General features: G+C 61.7%; 7 protein-coding genes. 3 read left to right on the top strand and 4 right to left on the bottom strand.

Annotation, left to right across the window (positions count from 1 at the left end; genetic code table 11):
- Positions 1–222 precede the first annotated feature (222 nt).
- The 3 genes from LPA37_RS12060 to LPA37_RS12050 are packed head-to-tail and all read left to right on the top strand — an operon-like array spanning position 223 to position 10,838.
- Positions 223–8,676 carry a hemagglutinin repeat-containing protein gene (locus tag LPA37_RS12060; RefSeq protein WP_229012663.1) on the top strand — a complete coding sequence of 2,818 codons (8,454 nt, stop codon included), beginning with the start codon at positions 223–225 and terminating at the stop codon, positions 8,674–8,676.
- Complete coding sequence (locus LPA37_RS12055) at positions 8,673–9,044, top strand: hypothetical protein (RefSeq protein ID WP_229012662.1); 372 nt, start codon at positions 8,673–8,675, stop codon at positions 9,042–9,044. The genes LPA37_RS12060 and LPA37_RS12055 overlap by 4 nt, the downstream gene beginning before the upstream one ends.
- 39 nt (positions 9,045–9,083) lie before the next feature.
- Entirely contained in the window at positions 9,084–10,838 is a 1,755-nt protein-coding gene (locus tag LPA37_RS12050) for a ShlB/FhaC/HecB family hemolysin secretion/activation protein (RefSeq protein ID WP_229012661.1), read from the top strand.
- Positions 10,839–11,013: 175 nt separating this feature from the next.
- Here LPA37_RS12050 and acnA read toward each other — a convergent pair whose 3' ends face one another.
- From acnA to LPA37_RS12030, 4 genes are all read right to left on the bottom strand, one after another.
- Positions 11,014–13,731: an aconitate hydratase AcnA gene (gene acnA, locus LPA37_RS12045; RefSeq protein ID WP_228978373.1), complete on the bottom strand. Its 2,718-nt coding sequence runs from the start codon at positions 13,729–13,731 to the stop codon at positions 11,014–11,016.
- A 50-nt stretch (positions 13,732–13,781) separates the two neighbouring features.
- Positions 13,782–15,233 (bottom strand): bifunctional 2-methylcitrate dehydratase/aconitate hydratase, encoded by a 1,452-nt coding sequence (locus tag LPA37_RS12040; protein WP_229012660.1) that lies wholly within the window; start codon positions 15,231–15,233, stop codon positions 13,782–13,784.
- 22 nt (positions 15,234–15,255) lie between these two features.
- Positions 15,256–15,753: a hypothetical protein gene (locus LPA37_RS12035; RefSeq protein WP_228978376.1), complete on the bottom strand. Its 498-nt coding sequence runs from the start codon at positions 15,751–15,753 to the stop codon at positions 15,256–15,258.
- Positions 15,754–15,854: 101 nt separating this feature from the next.
- Positions 15,855–16,306 (bottom strand): citrate/2-methylcitrate synthase (locus LPA37_RS12030; protein WP_324251877.1); only part of this gene is annotated, 452 nt, incomplete at its 5' end.

Raw genomic sequence — 16,306 nt, 5'->3', positions numbered from 1 at the left:
CGCAGGGACGAAGAAAAGTATGAGCGCAATTTATTTTGCGTCTTCGTTGGGGCCGTAGCATCCCTCGCACAAGGTCAAAAATAATCGGACATTGACCACCAGAAAGACTTGAATCGGCCGTATTCGCTGCGCCAATACGCATCTTTACAATTCTTGATGTCAATCGATGCAACCCGGGTTAGTTTACGAAAAATTAATTGTTTCGTATAACGAATCCAGGAAATGAACAAGAACAACTACCGGCTGGTATTCAGCCGGCTGAGAAACATGATTGTCGCGGTCGAGGGGACGGCAACGGGAACGGGGAAGAAGGCCGGACAGACCACGATTTGCAGTCGCTGCGATGCCGGAGATCCTGCAGCACTGTTTTCGCTCCGGCAGATTGCGTTGACCGCGCTCGCATTACTCGGCGCGCTGCCCGCGTGGTCAGGCGCGCAGATCGTTGCGGGTGGCGCGCACGCGCCGTCAGTCGTCCAGACACAGAACGGCCTGCCGCAGGTGAATATCAAACGGCCATCGGGTGCGGGCGTCTCGGTCAACACGTATGGCCGGTTCGACGTGCAGCCACGCGGCGCGATCCTGAACAACTCGCCGGTGATCGTGCAGACGCAGCAGGCGGGCATGATCAACGGTAATCCGAACTTCGGCGCTGGCCAGTCTGCTCGCGTCATTGTCAACCAGGTCAATAGCAGCGCGGCGAGCCAGATCAATGGTTATGTCGAAGTCGCCGGCCAGCGCGCTGAGGTCGTGATCGCTAACGGAAGCGGGATTTCCGTGAACGGCGGCGGCTTCATCAATACATCGAGGGCAATCCTGACGACGGGCACGCCGAACTTCGCGCCGGACGGCTCGCTTGCGGGCTTTGACGTGACAAGTGGCAACATCACGATCGGAGGCGCGGGACTCAGTGCGAGCGATGCCGCCCAGGTCGATCTGCTCGCGCGCGCGGTACAGGTGAACGCGGCGATCCATGCGGAGAACCTGAACGCCGTGACCGGTGCGAACCGCATCGACCATGACACGCTTGACGCGACACCGGTTGCCGGCAAGGGTCCCGCACCAGGCGTGTCGATCGATGTGAGCAATCTCGGTGGCATGTACGCGAACCGGATCGTGCTCGTCGGTACTGAGAACGGTGTCGGAGTGTCGAATAAAGGCGTGCTCGCTGCGCAGGCGGGCGATCTTGTGCTCAGTGCCAACGGCCAGTTGACGCTCGCCGGGCAGACGAATGCCAGCGGCAACATCGCCGTGTATGGGCGCGATGGCATCGACAACAGCGGGACGACCTACGCACTGCAGAACGTCAGCGCGAACACGTCAGGCACGCTCACGAACAGCGGGGTACTCGCCGCGCAGCATGATGTGGCTACCGGCGCCGGCAGCGTCGCTTCGACGGGGATTCTCGGTGCGGGTGTGAATGGAGACGGCAGCCTTGCGCCGTCGGGCGACCTGTCGGTGCTGGCGAGCGGCGGGCTCGTTGCCACTGGCCGCAATGCGGCGGGCGGCAATGTGACCCTGAGCGGCGCAGCAGTCAATCTTGCTGGAAGCAGTACGTCTGCGAATGGTTCACTCCAGCTCGCGGCGAGGAGCGGCGACCTGAATCTGTCGGATGCGACGGTGACCGCGGGCAGCGCGCTCGACGCACGCGCGACCGGAACGCTGACGAACTATAACGGGACGATTGCCAGTTCCGGCACGGCAACGCTGTCGGTCAACGCAGGCATGCTCTCGAACAACGGCGGCACGATCGCCGCGAACGGGGCGCTTGATGTCCATTCGGGTGCGGTATCGAATCGCGGAGGTACGCTCGCGGCGCAGACGATCGCGACGCTAGACGTGGCGTCGCTCGAGAATAGTGCGGGGGGTTACATCGGTGCGCGGGTCGTGTCGGTGACGGGCACGGGCGCACTGAATAACGCGGGCGGCACGATCCAGGCGGACGGCACGCTGTCGGTCTCGACGCAGTCGGTTGCCAATGATGGCGGTTCCATCGCGAACGGCGGCACAGGTACGACGACCGTTGCCGCCAGTGGCGCGATTACGAACACGGGCGACGGCCTGATCGGCGGCAACGGCGACGTGTCGGTATCGGGCGGCAGCATCGGTAACACAGGTGGCATGGTCACGGCAGGCGGCGCAGCAATGGTGCAGTCCGCCAGCGTGCTCGACAACCGGGCGGGCCTGATCCAGGGCAGCGGCAATGTGTCAGTGTCGGCGCAGGGCGCTATCGACAACACGGGCGGGCAGATCGAGGCGGATGGCACGAATGCCACCTTGCAGGTGACAGGTGCATCGCTCGACAACACGGACGGCCGTATCGCGAACACCGGCTCCGGTGCAACGACAGTCAGTGCGGTCACCGTCACCAACAGCAATGCGGGCGGCGTCGCGGGCGCAGGCACCATCGGCGGCAATGGCGACGTGACTGTGAACGCAGGCACGTTGTCGAATACGAACGGTGCGCAGCTCGTGTCGGGCCATGACATTGCATTGAACATCGCCCAGCTTGCGGATAACACCAACGCAACGCTTTCGGGCGCAAACAACGTCACGCTCGACGGGCCCAATGCAGGCGTCATCAATGCGGGTGGCTCGATCCACGGTAACGGGGCGATTGTGCTGAACGCGGCCTCGCTCGACAACACGTCTGGCCGCATCGGCAACGATCCCCCAGGGGGATTTCCTTCGGGGCGCACGGGCAGCGGCGGCTCGGTGTCCGTCAGTGCCGGCACGCTCACGAACCAGAACGGCTCGATTGGCAGCGTGCAGAACCTGAGCGTTACAACGAATCAGCTTACTGGCGATGGGCGGATTGTCGCGGGTAACGATGGCGCTATAACGGTCAACAGCGATTACACGCTCATCAGCACCAATCATGTACAGGCGAACCACGATCTGACCTTCACGACAGCGGGCACCTTCACGAACCAGGGCACGCTCGGCGCGGTAAATGCTCTAACGGTGAACGCCACGAACGTCGATAACCAGACCGGCGCGGACCTGAACGCGTCAGACACGACGGTGAACGCGGCGAATGCCATCATCAATGAAGGCCGCATTGAAGGCGATTCTGTGACAACGCACAGCGCGTCGCTGACCAACACCGCAACGATCGTCGGTAATACGGTCACGCTGAACGCAGGTTCCATCGCCAACACGGGCGCGGCTGCTGCGATTGCGGCGGCGTCGGTCGTGAACCTGTATGCGCCGGGTGATATCTACAACATGGGCGGCGCGAATCTTTTCAGTCTCGGTGACATCAACATCGCGGCGGATGGCACGCGCGATGTGAATGGCGTGCTCACGAACCGCAGCAACTCCGTCACCAACGACCAGTCCACCATCGAGGCACAGGGCAACATCGAGATTGCCACGCAGACGCTGACCAACACGCGTCCCGTGCCCACGGTCGAGACGGTGACGACTGATGTCGATACGGTCCACCAGACCAAGCGCAGCAAGTACATGGCCTGCACGACCGGGAACGCCGACAAGGGCTACTGTACGCAGGCCATGTGGGACGATGGCTATATCGCGCCAATCACCGCCACGTGGTCAGGGGCGGATGTCGTGTCGCAGACCACCGGGCCGAATGCTAGCGACAAGGTGCTGGTAGTGAACGTCAACGGCCAGCCCCAGACGATCTGGTACAACACGCTGACGACCAACACTGACGGCACGATCACCGTCAGCTACTGGGACGGCTACGATCCGCACGTCAACTACGATCCCGCCACCGAGTACGCATCGCGCAACGATGCCCACAAGGGCTACCAGCGCGTCGAGATCGCGCGCGACACGACCACCACCACCCAGCAGGACCAGGTAACCGGCCCGCAGGCGCAGCAGGCGCAGATCATGGCGGCCGGCAACATGGTGCTCGCGAACGTGGGCACGCTGAACAACGCGTACAGCGCCATCGGCGCGGGTGGCTCGATCCAGATTGGCAGCGCCGACGCGAGTGGCGATGTGGCAAGTGGCAACTACGGTGGCACGCTGGTGAACAACACCGGCCAGACGCTTTACCAGTATCAGAAGCAGGACATCGTTTCGACCTACGCGTGGAACGAGAACATTTCGCGCGATGTGGGTACGGTGGTCGAGCCGTCGATTGTCCTGTCCCCGGTCGCTATCGGCGGCACGGGCGGCACGATCATCGCGAACAATTCAGTGCAGATCAGCGCGACCGACATCAATAATACGAACGTGGCAGCGGCAAACTCCGCGACTGGCGCGACAGGCGGCACACTCGGGGCGAATGGTGAGTCGGCCGGTATCGCCGGTGGCACGCCGCAGTCCGTCATAGGGTCAACCGGCGCGCTCAGCATCACGCTGCCATCGAGCGGCCTGTACACGTTCAACACGGCCCAGGGCGCGTCGTATCTGGTCGTCACCGATCCGCGCCTGACCAGCTACACGAGTTTCATCTCGAGCGACTACATGCTGGGGGCGTTGGGACTCGACCCGTCGAAGATCATCAAGCGGCTGGGCGATGGCGTGTATGAAGAACAGATGGTGCGCAACCAGATCACGCAACTCACGGGCCGCGTCTATCTGCAGGGCTACACGAGCAACGAGGACGAATATCGCGCACTGATGAACAACGGTGTGAACGTCGCGAAGGAATTCAACCTTGAACCGGGACTGGCGCTCACTGCCGCGCAGATGGATGCGCTCACGAGCGATATCGTGTGGCTGGTCAGCCAGATGGTCACACTGCCGGACGGCAGCACCCAGCAGGTGCTGGCCCCGGTTGTCTATCTGGCACAGACCCACGCGAACGACCTGCAGCCGACCGGTGCACTGATTGCTGCCGATGATGTGGAGATTCACGCCACGGGTAGCGCGACGAACTCAGGCGTTATCAGGGGCGGTACGCAGACGGTCGTTGCTGCGACCAACATCCTGAACCGGGGCGGCTCCATCGGTAGCAGCGCAGATAACGGCACGACGGTCGTTTCCGCGACCAACGATGTGGTGAACGCGTCGGGCCGGATCACCGGCAACCGGGTGGCCGTGCTTGCCGGTCATGACATTGTGAACACGACACTGGTGGATACGGTGGGCTTCAGTTCGGCGATCGGCAGCAGCAAGGTCAGCCAGAGTCTGCTCGGCGCACAGGGCACGATTGCATCGACGGGGGACCTGGTGGTGGTGGCAGGCAATGACCTTTCGGTTCACGGCGCGAGCATCGCGGCGGGCGGCAATGCGCAGATCGCGGCAGGGCACGACATTACGGTGGATGCCGTGCAGTCGGACACGTCGCAGTTGGTGACGAAGAATGCCGACCATCATTGGGAAGCGTCCAGCACGCTCAACCAGACCAGCGACATCAGCGCCGGTGGCAGTCTCGCGATGCAGAGCGGTAACGATACGACGCTCAAGGGCGCGACGGTCAGCGCGGGTGGCGACATGGCCGTGGTCGCGGGCGGTAACCTGACGGCAACGACCGTTACCAACACGGCCACCTACAACAACGTCGCGACGGACGACAAAACCCGCAAGCAGGCCGACCGCAGCTACGACGAACAGGCAGTCGGGACGACCATCAGCGCAGGCGGCAATGCGACGCTCGCGGCGCCGAGCGCCAATCCCGGCAAAGGTGATGTCACGCTCACGGGTTCGTCGCTGGCGGCGGGTAGCGGCGCGGCGACCATTGCGGCCACCGGCAACGTGGACATCAACGAAGGCCGTGAGGAACACGATTCGTACTCGGCTACCGAATCGAAGCGTGGCAGCTTCGTGCATGGCTCGACCACCGACACGATGCAGAACACGCAGGCGAACATCGGCGTGGGTAGCACCGTATCCGGCGATACGGTCACGGTCAACGCGGGCCGCGACCTGAACGTGAAGGGTTCCACCATCGCAGGCACCCATGACGTGAATCTGGCGGCGGCAGGCAATGTGAATATCACGACCTCGCAGGACACGCAGAGCACATCGAGCTACTACCAGAAGCGGGAGTCCGGGCTGGGTACGGGCGGCGGGATCGGGATTTCGGTGGGCAGCAGGACGCAGACTGACACGGCCAACACCACACAGGTAACGAACACGGGCAGCACGGTCGGCTCGCTGAATGGCAGTCTGAACATCACCGCAGGCAAGGACCTGCACGTCACGGGCAGTGATCTGGTCGCGGCGCAAAACGTGACAGGCACCGGGGCGAACGTCACGATTGATTCTGCCGTCGATACGATGCACCACGATGAGACGCATGAGGTCAAACAGAGCGGCTTTACGCTCGCGATCAAGGCCCCGGTGATTGACGCGGTGTCCAACACGGTTGACCAGGCACATGCAGCGAGCCATAGCCAGGATGATCGCGCGGCAGCATTGCACGGCATGGCGGCGGCAAGCGGTGCGGTTGATGCAATCGGCGCAGGCGGGGCCGCAGCGGGCGCGCTTGCTGACGGCGAGAAGCCGGAAGCAAAGGTCGAACTCAGTTACGGCAGCAGCCACAGCAAGAATACCTACACCGAAGACAGCACAACCAATCGTGGATCAAGCGTCACGGCAGGCGGCACGGCCGCGTTTGTGGCGACCGGCGACGGCTCATCTGGCAATGGCGCGGGAAGCGGCAACCTGACGATCGCAGGGTCGAACGTGAACGCGAACGACGTGATCCTGGCGGCAAGGAATCAGGTCAATCTCGTGAACACGACCGATACCGACTTGACGCGCAGCAGCAACGCGTCCAGCAGCGCGAGCGTGGGTATCTCCTATGGCACGCAGGGCTTCGGTGTCGATGCGTCGATGTCAAAGGCGCACGGCAATGGCAACAGCGATGCCGCCATGCAGAACAACACGCATGTGACGGCGGCGAACACGGCGACGATCATTTCGGGTGGTGATACGAACATCATCGGTTCGAACGTCAACGGTCGCCAGGTGAACGCCGATGTCGGCGGCAACCTGAACATCGCGAGCGTGCAGGACACGATGTCGAGCGCCGCCCATCAGGAGAGTATGGGCGGTGGGTTCAGCATCAGCCAGGGTGGTGGTAGCGCGAGCTTCAGCCACACCAATGCGAACGCGAACGGCAGCTACGCGGGCGTGAATGAACAGGCCAGCATCCAGGCGGGTGACGGCGGGTTCAACATCAATGTTAGGGGCAACACCGACCTCAAGGGTGCGGTGATTGCGAGCGACGCGGATGCGTCGAAGAACAACCTGTCCACGGGTACACTGACCTTTAGCGATATCCAGAACCAGTCCAGCTACGACGCGCATTCGGGTGGCTTCGGCGGGGGCGTGACGACCGGTGACGGCGGCGTGAACTACAGTACGCATGGCGCTGGTTCAACGGCAAACGGCCCCAATGCGGGTGGTCCGGCGCCGATGTTGAGCCAGAACGACAGCGGCAGCGACAGTGCGACCACGCGTAGCGGCATCAGTGCGGGCACGATCAGCGTCAACGATGCGGCCAGCCAGACGCAGGACATCGCGAACCTGAACCGTGACACGTCGAACACGAACGGCACGGTCGCAAAACTGCCGGACGTGAACAACCTGCTCGACCGTCAGGCGGACATGATGGCGGCGGCAGGCGCAGCCGGTGAAGCAGTCTCGCGGCGCATCGGTGACTACGCAAACATGAAGGCGAAGGAAGCTGGTGGCGACGGGGGCGAGTGGAAGGAAGGTGGTACATATCGTGCAGCAATGCAGGCGGCAGGCGCGGCGCTGGTGACTGGCCTTGCGGGCGGCAATGCGCTCGGCGGCGCGGCCGGCGCTGGCATCGCGTCAATCGCCGGCGGAAGGCTGAACGAACTGAGCGACGCGATTGCCGGTTCGGACCCGACCGGCAATTCGGATATGAACAAGGCGCTCGGCAACATCGTGGCAAACGCGATCGCCACGGGTGCGGGCGCGGCGGTGGGCGGTGATGCGGGTGCATTCTCGGGATACAACGTGGACCGGTTCAACCGACAACTGCACCCGGAAGAAAAAACAGTCGCCAAGCAACTTGCAGACAAGAGTGGTGGCAGATACACGGAACAGCAGATTGAGCAGCAAATGGCTCAAATGAATTTGACTACAGGAAGTCAGACTGAGCTAGGCAGCGTCCGTGTTGCAGTGGGCAGTCAGCCGAACGATGGCACAACATGGGTTCCGTACGGCGTCAATCAGGCCGGGCAACAGGTGTGGGCGCAGTCGTTGCCTTCCGGCGATGCCGATCTACAAAGCTACATCACAAAGAACGCGTCCGGTCTCACGTACGATTCGACAACCAAGGCTTACACACAATACTCGGCGAGTTTAGGCGGAACCATCATGGTTCCGTTTGTCGGCGGCGGAGGCGGGGTTAACGTGGGGATTTCAACCGACGGTACATTAGGCGGGACATCGCCTTATATCCAGTTTCAAGCGAATGGTATGGTGAGTGCCGGGGTATATGCCGGGGTGGGCGGAAGCCTCGGGCGTAGTACGACTAACGGACCGTTAACCAGCGGTGTGAGTACAGGCGGATACGTTGAACTGGATGGCGGCTTTGGCGCGGCGGCTGGCGCTAATTTTTCTATTAACGACGACAAGACCATCGGGGGAATAGGCGGTGCGCTGCCTATGTCCGCGTTCCCCGGAATCGGGTTCGGTGCGGGGATCGGGGCAGGTAAATCAACCACCACTACCATTGTGGTGCCCCCGTTAAATTCGTTAATGCATGGGCTGAAATGAATTCTTCTAAAAGCGTGATTCGCGTCGCTTCTATTTATGTCGCCGAGTTGCTGATTATGTATGCAATCTACTTCGCAATTGCGTATGTTATGGGCAAGGGGCGAGCCGAATTTTTTGCTGGGTTGTCGCTGTTTTTTACGGTTATCGCGTGTCTTATTTCAAGGCCAGAGGCGCCTCATGTCGCCGTGAAATATGCTCTTCGCCCTTGGATCGGCATTGTGTTCCTCGTTAATTTTCTGTTCGGTGCAGCGACTGCACCCTCACAAGATTATGCGAGCCTCGTTCCAGGCTTGGGCATGATGTTGATCTTAGGTAGCGTTTCGGAATGCGTTCGTCGGTCTCGTGAAAAAAAGAAGTCGAGTGATTAGCAGGCCGTAGATAAATTTCGAAATTTGGCTGAATCCACTATGAAAATTCGAACGAGGCTGGCGGCGCTGCCGCTCACAGCCCTGGTATCGCTCGCGTCGAACGCGCAGCATGCGCCCACGCCAGCGGACGAAGCCGCCGCCGCGCGGGCCAACGCCGGGCAGAACCAGCAAATCCAGCAGCAGCGTGACGCACAGCAGCGTGACGCGACCGTGCAGGCTCCCGCAGTGCGCTCGACCGTCCCCACATTCGAGGACCATCCACTGCTGCCGGTCGAGACGCCATGCTTCCGCATCGGCAGGTTCGCGCTCAATGTTCCCACGACGCTGCCCGATGCGATGCGCAGCAAGGGAGCGTCGGCCCTATCACTGGACCCATTTGCCTTTGCGGGTGAATGGCTCGACCACTACCGGGGCCAGTGCGTTGGCAAGTCCGGCATTGACACGCTGACCAGGGGACTGCAACAGGCGATCCTGAGCCGTGGCTATGTCACGACGCGCGTGCTCGTCCCGCAGCAGGACCTGTCCAGCGGCACGCTGGCCTTAGCGCTCGTCCCCGGCATCGTGCACCAGCTCCGCTTTGCGGACCCTGACACACGCGGCACCCTGAAATCCGCATTCCCGGTAAGCGACGGTGACCTGCTGGACCTGCGCGACCTTGAGCAGGGGCTGGAGCAGATGAAGCGCGTCACGTCGCAGGACGTGGACATGAAGATCGAGCCGACCGATACACCCGGCGAAAGCGATGTCGTGGTGACAGTGAAGCGCTCGAAGCCGTGGAGCTTTGTCGCATCCGTCGATAACTCGGGTACGGACGCGACCGGCAAGTGGCAAGGCAACATGAGCCTCGGCATCGACAATCCGCTCGGTCTGAACGATGTGTTCACGGTCGGCGCGAACCAGGACCTTTCGTTCGGCAACAAGTCGCTCGGTTCGCACGGCTTCAACGGCTCGTATTCCGTGCCATGGGGCTACTGGACGGCCACGTTGTCCGGCAACACGAACACCTACTACCAGAATATCGCGGGCGTGAACCAGACGTTCGTGTCCAGCGGCAATTCTCAGACGGCCGCACTCAGGCTCGCGCGCGTATTAAGGCGCAGCCAGAGCGATGTATTCGGCGTGGAATTCCAGCTATCGAAGCGTTTCGGCGAGAGCTTCATTGACGACACCGACATACCGCAGCAGCGGCGCAACAACACGTTCATCGAAGCGGGCCTGACCGACCGGCATTACTTCGGCGCGTCGCAGTTCGACGGCACGCTTGCTTACCGCCAGGGGATCGGCGGGCTTGGCGCGACATCCGACCCGTATCCAGACGGCCCCACATATCGTTACCACATGGCTGTGCTCGATGCGAACCTGTCGGTGCCGTTTGCGGTCGCCAGCCAGAACTTCCGCTACGTGACGACCGTACACGGCCAGTTCACCAACGACACGCTGTTCTATCTGGACGACCTGACCATCGGCAGCCGTTACACCGTGCGCGGCTTCGACGGTGAAACCATGCTGGCTGCAGAGAGAGGTTTTTACTGGCGCAACGAGCTGCAACTACCCATCGGACAGACGGGACAGGCACTGTACGCGGGAATCGACTATGGCCGCGTGTTCGGCCCGAACACGGCGTTTCTCGCCGGGACGCAACTGGCGGGCGCAGTGATCGGCATCCGCGGTGGTCTGCCGTCGCGCTTTGTCGGTGTTTCCTATGACCTGTTCGCGGGTACGCCGATCTACAAGCCCAAGGGATTTTCAACTTCGCGTGTGACCGTGGGCGTGCAGGCGACGGCACAGTTCTAGTCGCAATGGCGACAAGGCCGATGCTCTTGAAAGCAGCGCCCATTTGCAGGACGAACGCGTGGCGCGCGGAATCCAGCGAATAACCGAAAAAAAAGCCCGACCAGGTCGGGCTTCATAAATTGCCGCAACCCCGAAGGGCCGCGGCACCTGCAAAAGCTTTCCGCTAATGCAACGCTTACGCTGCGAGCAGCGAGCGCAGAACGAACGGCAGAATGCCGCCGTGCTTGTAGTAGTCGACTTCGATCGGCGTGTCGATACGCAGCAGAACCTGCACGCGCTTCTCTTTGCCGTCCTTGCCGCGAATCACGAGCGTTACTTCCTGCTGCGGCTTGAAGTCGCTGCCGAGGCCTTCGATGTCGTACGTTTCCTCGCCGGTGATGCCAAGCGACTGGACGCTGTCCGAGCCCTTGAACTGCAGCGGCAGCACGCCCATGCCGACCAGGTTCGAACGGTGGATCCGCTCGAAGCTGCGCGCGACCACGACCTTGACGCCCAGCAGTTGCGTACCCTTCGCTGCCCAGTCACGCGACGAGCCCGTGCCGTACTCTTCGCCCGCGAAGATGACGGTCGGCGTGTCCGCTGCGATGTACTTCATCGCGGCGTCGTAGATGGACATCTGTTCGCCGGACGGCTGGTGGATCGCCAGGCCGCCTTCCACACGCGTACCGTCTGCCTTCACCGGGATCATCAGGTTCTTGATCCGGACGTTCGCGAACGTGCCGCGCATCATCACGTCGTGGTTGCCGCGGCGCGAGCCGTAGCTGTTGAAGTCGGCCTTCTGCACGCCGTTTGCCTTCAGCCACTTGCCTGCCGGCGAGTCTTCCTTGATCGAACCAGCCGGGCTGATGTGGTCGGTCGTGACCGAGTCACCGAAGATGCCCAGTGCGCGCGCGCCCTTGACCGCGGCGATGCTCGCAGCCGGCGTCATCGAGAAGTCCTTGCCGAAGAACGGCGGCTCAGCGATGTACGTTGACTTCGGCCAGTCGTAGACCTGACCTTCCTCGCCTTCGATCTTGCTCCACAGGTCGCCCTTCTTCGTCAGATGGGCGTAGTTCGCGCGGAATGCGTCGGCGTCCAGTGCGAACTTGAGCAGTGCATTGACTTCGTCGCTGGTCGGCCAGATGTCGCCCAGGTAGATGTCCTTGCCGCCCTTGCCCTTGCCGACCGGTTCCGTCATCAGGTCGTGCGTGATGTTGCCGGCGATCGCGTAAGCGACGACGAGCGGCGGCGAAGCCAGGAAGTTCGCGCGGATGTTCGGGTGAATACGCGCTTCGAAGTTACGGTTGCCCGACAGCACGGCTGCCGCGACGATGTCGTTCTTCGTGATCGCTTCGTTCAGTTCCGGCGTGAGGTCGCCGGCGTTACCGATACAGGTCGTGCAGCCGTAAGCAGCGAGCGTGAAGCCGAGCTTGTCGAGGTACGGCAGCAGGCCCGTCTTCGTCAGGTATTCGGTGACGATGCGCGATCCCGGTGCGAGCGATGTCTTGATGTGCGGTGCCACCGTCAGACCGGCTTCGACGGCCTTCTTCGCCAGCAGGCCGGCGGCCAGCAGCACGCTCGGGTTCGACGTGTTCGTGCACGACGTGATCGCGGCGATCAGGATGTCGCCGTTCTTCACGTTCACGCCGTTCGACGTGACGTATTGCGCGTCGAGGTCAGCGGCCTTCTTCGCAAAGCCGTTTTCGCCGACCGGCTTCGAGAACAGTTCCGTGAAGTTCGATTTCACGTTGCCGATTTCGATACGGTCCTGCGGACGCTTCGGACCCGCCAGCGACGGTGCAACCGTGCCGAGGTCGAGCGTGACGACCTTCGTGTAGTCGATCTGGCCAGCCTTCGGAATACCAAACAGGCCTTGCGCCTTGAAGTAGTTCTCGAACGCGGAGATTTCGGCGTCGGTGCGGCCCGTGCCCTTGAAGTAGTCGATCGTCTTTTCGTCGACCGGGAAGAAGCCCATCGTCGCGCCGTATTCCGGTGCCATGTTGCCGATGGTCGCGCGGTCCGGCAGCGACAGCGACTTCGTGCCTTCGCCGAAGAATTCGACGAACTTGCCGACGACCTTCTCCTTGCGCAGCAGTTCGGTGACGGTCAGCACCAGGTCGGTGGCCGTCACGCCTTCGCGCAGCTTGCCCTTCAGCTCGACGCCGACCACGTCCGGCGTGAGGAAGTACACTGGCTGGCCGAGCATGCCGGCTTCCGCTTCGATGCCGCCCACGCCCCAGCCCACCACGCCGATGCCGTTGATCATCGTGGTGTGGCTGTCGGTGCCGACGAGCGAATCCGGGTAGTACACGGTGTCGTTGCCGTCCGTCTTCTTGTGCACGCCGCGTGCGAGGTATTCGAGGTTCACCTGGTGAACGATACCGACGCCTGGCGGCACGACCTTGAACGTATCGAATGCCTGCATGCCCCACTTCATGAACTGGTAGCGCTCATTGTTGCGCTGGAATTCCAGTTTCATGTTCAGGTCAAGCGCGTTCTTTTCGCGGAAGTGATCGATCTGCACCGAGTGATCGACAACCAGATCGACCGGGACCAGCGGTTCGATCGACTTTGGGTCCTTGCCGACGCGTTTTGCGACGCCGCGCATGGCAGCGATGTCGGCGAGCAGCGGCACGCCGGTAAAGTCCTGCAGCACCACGCGGGACACGACGAACGGAATTTCGTCGACGCGCGCTGCGTTCGGCTTCCAGTTGATCAGTTGCTGGATGTGTTCTTCGGCGATCTTCTTGCCGTCGTAGTTACGCAGCACGGATTCCAGCACGATGCGGATCGAGACCGGCAGACGGTCGATCTTGACGTTGAGTGCCTTACCAAGTTGCGGCAGCGAATAGAACCTGGCTTTGCCGGAACCGCTGTCGAATTCCTTGAGCGTTTTGTGGAGATTGTGGGCCATGATTTTTTCCTGGGGTTTTCGAGGAAATGACGTTGCTACGTTTCTACTAACTAGATCACATACAGATCGACGTATTCATTGACCGGCGTGGCTTCGAGCCTTGCCTGATCCAGCGACACGTCGAGAATCGCCTGTTGCTGCTTCGCCGGGAAACGTCGGGCGAGGTTGGTTCTGAACTTCTCGACCAGCAGCGGAATGCCGTCGGTGCGGCGCCGCTTGTGGCCGATCGGATATTCGACGACGACCTCGTCGAACTTCGAACCGTCACTGAATTCGACCGTGAGCGCGTTCGCGATCGAGCGCTTTTCCGGGTTGTGATAATCCTGCGTGAACTGCGTGTCCTCGACGCATTCCATCTTGTCGCGCAGCGCATCGATACGCGCGTCCTGGGCGATCGAATCTTCGTAATCGGCTGCCGTCAGGCGACCGTGAATCAGCGGCACGGCGATCATGTACTGGATGCAGTGATCGCGGTCGGCCGGATTGTTCAGCGGACCCTTTTTATCGATGATGCGAATCGCCGCCTCGTGCGTGCGGATCGTGATCTTGCTGATGTCCTCGACTTTTTTGCCGGCTGCGCGCAGCTTTTCATGCAGGGTCATCGCCGCTTCCACCGCGGTCTGCGAGTGGAATTCGGCCGGGAACGAGATCTTGAACAGCACGTTCTCCATCACGTACGAGCCGTACGGACGCTGGAACTGGAACGCGTTGCCCTTGAAGAGCACGTCGTAAAAGCCCCACGTTTTAGCGCTCAGCACGGACGGATAGCCCATTTCGCCGGTCTTCGCGATCAGCGCGAGACGTACGGCGCGCGAGGTCGCATCACCCGCGGCCCACGACTTGCGCGAGCCCGTGTTCGGCGCGTGACGGTAGGTGCGCAGCGAATGACCATCGACGAACGCGAGCGACACCGCGTTGATCAGCTCATCGCGCGTGAGGCCGATCAGCTGGCCGACCACGGCGGTCGAGGCGAGCTTCACGAGCAGCACGTGATCGAGCCCGACCTTGTTGAACGAGTTTTCGAGCGCGATGCAGCCCTGGATTTCGTGCGCCTTGATCATGCCGACCAGCACGTCCTTCATCGTCAGCGGTTTTTTGCCCGCGGCGATGGCGTTACGCGAGAGCCAGTCGGCGGTGGCGAGAATGCCGCCGAGGTTGTCCGACGGATGGCCCCATTCAGCGGCGAGCCACGTGTCGTTGAAGTCGAGCCAGCGGATCATCGCGCCGATGTTGAAGGCGGCCTGCACCGGATCGAGCTGGAACGACGTGCCCGGCACCTTCGCGCCGTTCGGCACGATCGTGCCGGGCACGACCGGTCCCATCAGCTTCGTGCAGGCGGGGTAGGTGAGCGCCTCGAGTCCGCAGCCGAGCGTGTCGATCAGGCAGTTACGCGCTGTTTCGAGCGCGAGCGTGCTGTCGATCGTGTAGTTGAGCACGTAATCGACGATATCGACGAGAACTTGATCCGGTTCGGGCCGGACGTTGGAGATCGGTGCGGACATCGAGGCTTCCTGGTGAAGATAATTACTTGCTGGTCTTGTTCAGCTCGTTCGACTGCGTCGGAGCCGGCGCGCCTTGCAGCATCGCAGCGGTTTTGCATTCGTCGGCGAGACGCGAGCTGTCCTTGTCCGAGAACAGCATGGCCTTGGTCGGGATCACGACCAGATCCATGCCGGTAGCGGCGTCGTGAAAACGGTCGGCGCCAGTCGTCGTGACTTCACGCGGCAGGTTGTAGTTCTTCGAGCCCCAGTGAACCGTGACGATCTGGTCGCGCTTCATGTCGCCCTTCATGTCGAACGACAGACCATCGCTGCACGACCATTTTTCTGAACCATCCGGTACCGGATCGACCTTCGCTACTGCGGCGGCCTTCGGCTTGCGTTTGATCAGGCGTTTCGGTTGCGGCGCCTTCGGTTTGGCCTTCGTGGTAGCCGTCGCGGTCTGCGCGAAAGCGGCGGGGGTGGCGACCAGCAACGTCGTGGAGAGCGCGCCAGCGATGGCGGCGATCAGCAGTTTTTTCATCGGAGAAACCTTTCTATCTAATATCAGTTAAACGGTGGACGGTGCGAACCACGCAACCGCCAGGTTTGAACTGCACGCGCTTCAGGAGCGCACAGCGGACGCTATTTTCGCTTATTTAGCGGCACGAACGGCAAATTGTCCGGACCGGTGTAATTCGCACTGGGTCGGATGATCTTGTTGTCGATGCGCTGCTCGATGATGTGCGCGCTCCAGCCCGCGGTTCGCGCGATCACGAAAAGCGGCGTGAACATCGCCGTCGGCACGCCCATCATGTGATACGACACCGCGCTGAACCAGTCGAGATTCGGGAACATCTTCTTCGCATCGGCCATCACCGTTTCGAGCCGCTCGGCGATGCTGAAGAGCTTCAGGTTCCCGGCTTCCTTCGACAGCTTCTTCGCGACGTCCTTGATCACCTTGTTGCGCGGGTCCGAGATCGTGTACACCGGATGGCCGAAACCGATCACCACTTCCTTGTTCTCCACGCGCCGGCGGATATCCGCTTCGGCTTCATCGGGCGTCTGGTAGCGCGACTGGATCTCGAACGCGACTT

This window comes from Paraburkholderia gardini (assembly GCF_907164545.1).
Lineage (GTDB): Bacteria > Pseudomonadota > Gammaproteobacteria > Burkholderiales > Burkholderiaceae > Paraburkholderia > Paraburkholderia gardini.
The sequence above is the reverse complement of the archived record's forward strand: the minus strand, read 5'-3'. Positions and strand labels throughout refer to the sequence as shown.

Excerpts from the sequence above, each read along its gene's own strand:
- acnA (WP_228978373.1), bottom strand. The coding sequence starts at position 13,731 with ATGGCCCACAATCTCCACAAAACGCTCAAGGAATTCGACAGCGGTTCC.
- LPA37_RS12060 (WP_229012663.1), top strand. The coding sequence starts at position 223 with ATGAACAAGAACAACTACCGGCTGGTATTCAGCCGGCTGAGAAACATG.
- LPA37_RS12050 (WP_229012661.1), top strand. The coding sequence starts at position 9,084 with ATGAAAATTCGAACGAGGCTGGCGGCGCTGCCGCTCACAGCCCTGGTA.
- LPA37_RS12040 (WP_229012660.1), bottom strand. The coding sequence starts at position 15,233 with ATGTCCGCACCGATCTCCAACGTCCGGCCCGAACCGGATCAAGTTCTC.
- LPA37_RS12035 (WP_228978376.1), bottom strand. The coding sequence starts at position 15,753 with ATGAAAAAACTGCTGATCGCCGCCATCGCTGGCGCGCTCTCCACGACG.
- LPA37_RS12055 (WP_229012662.1), top strand. The coding sequence starts at position 8,673 with ATGAATTCTTCTAAAAGCGTGATTCGCGTCGCTTCTATTTATGTCGCC.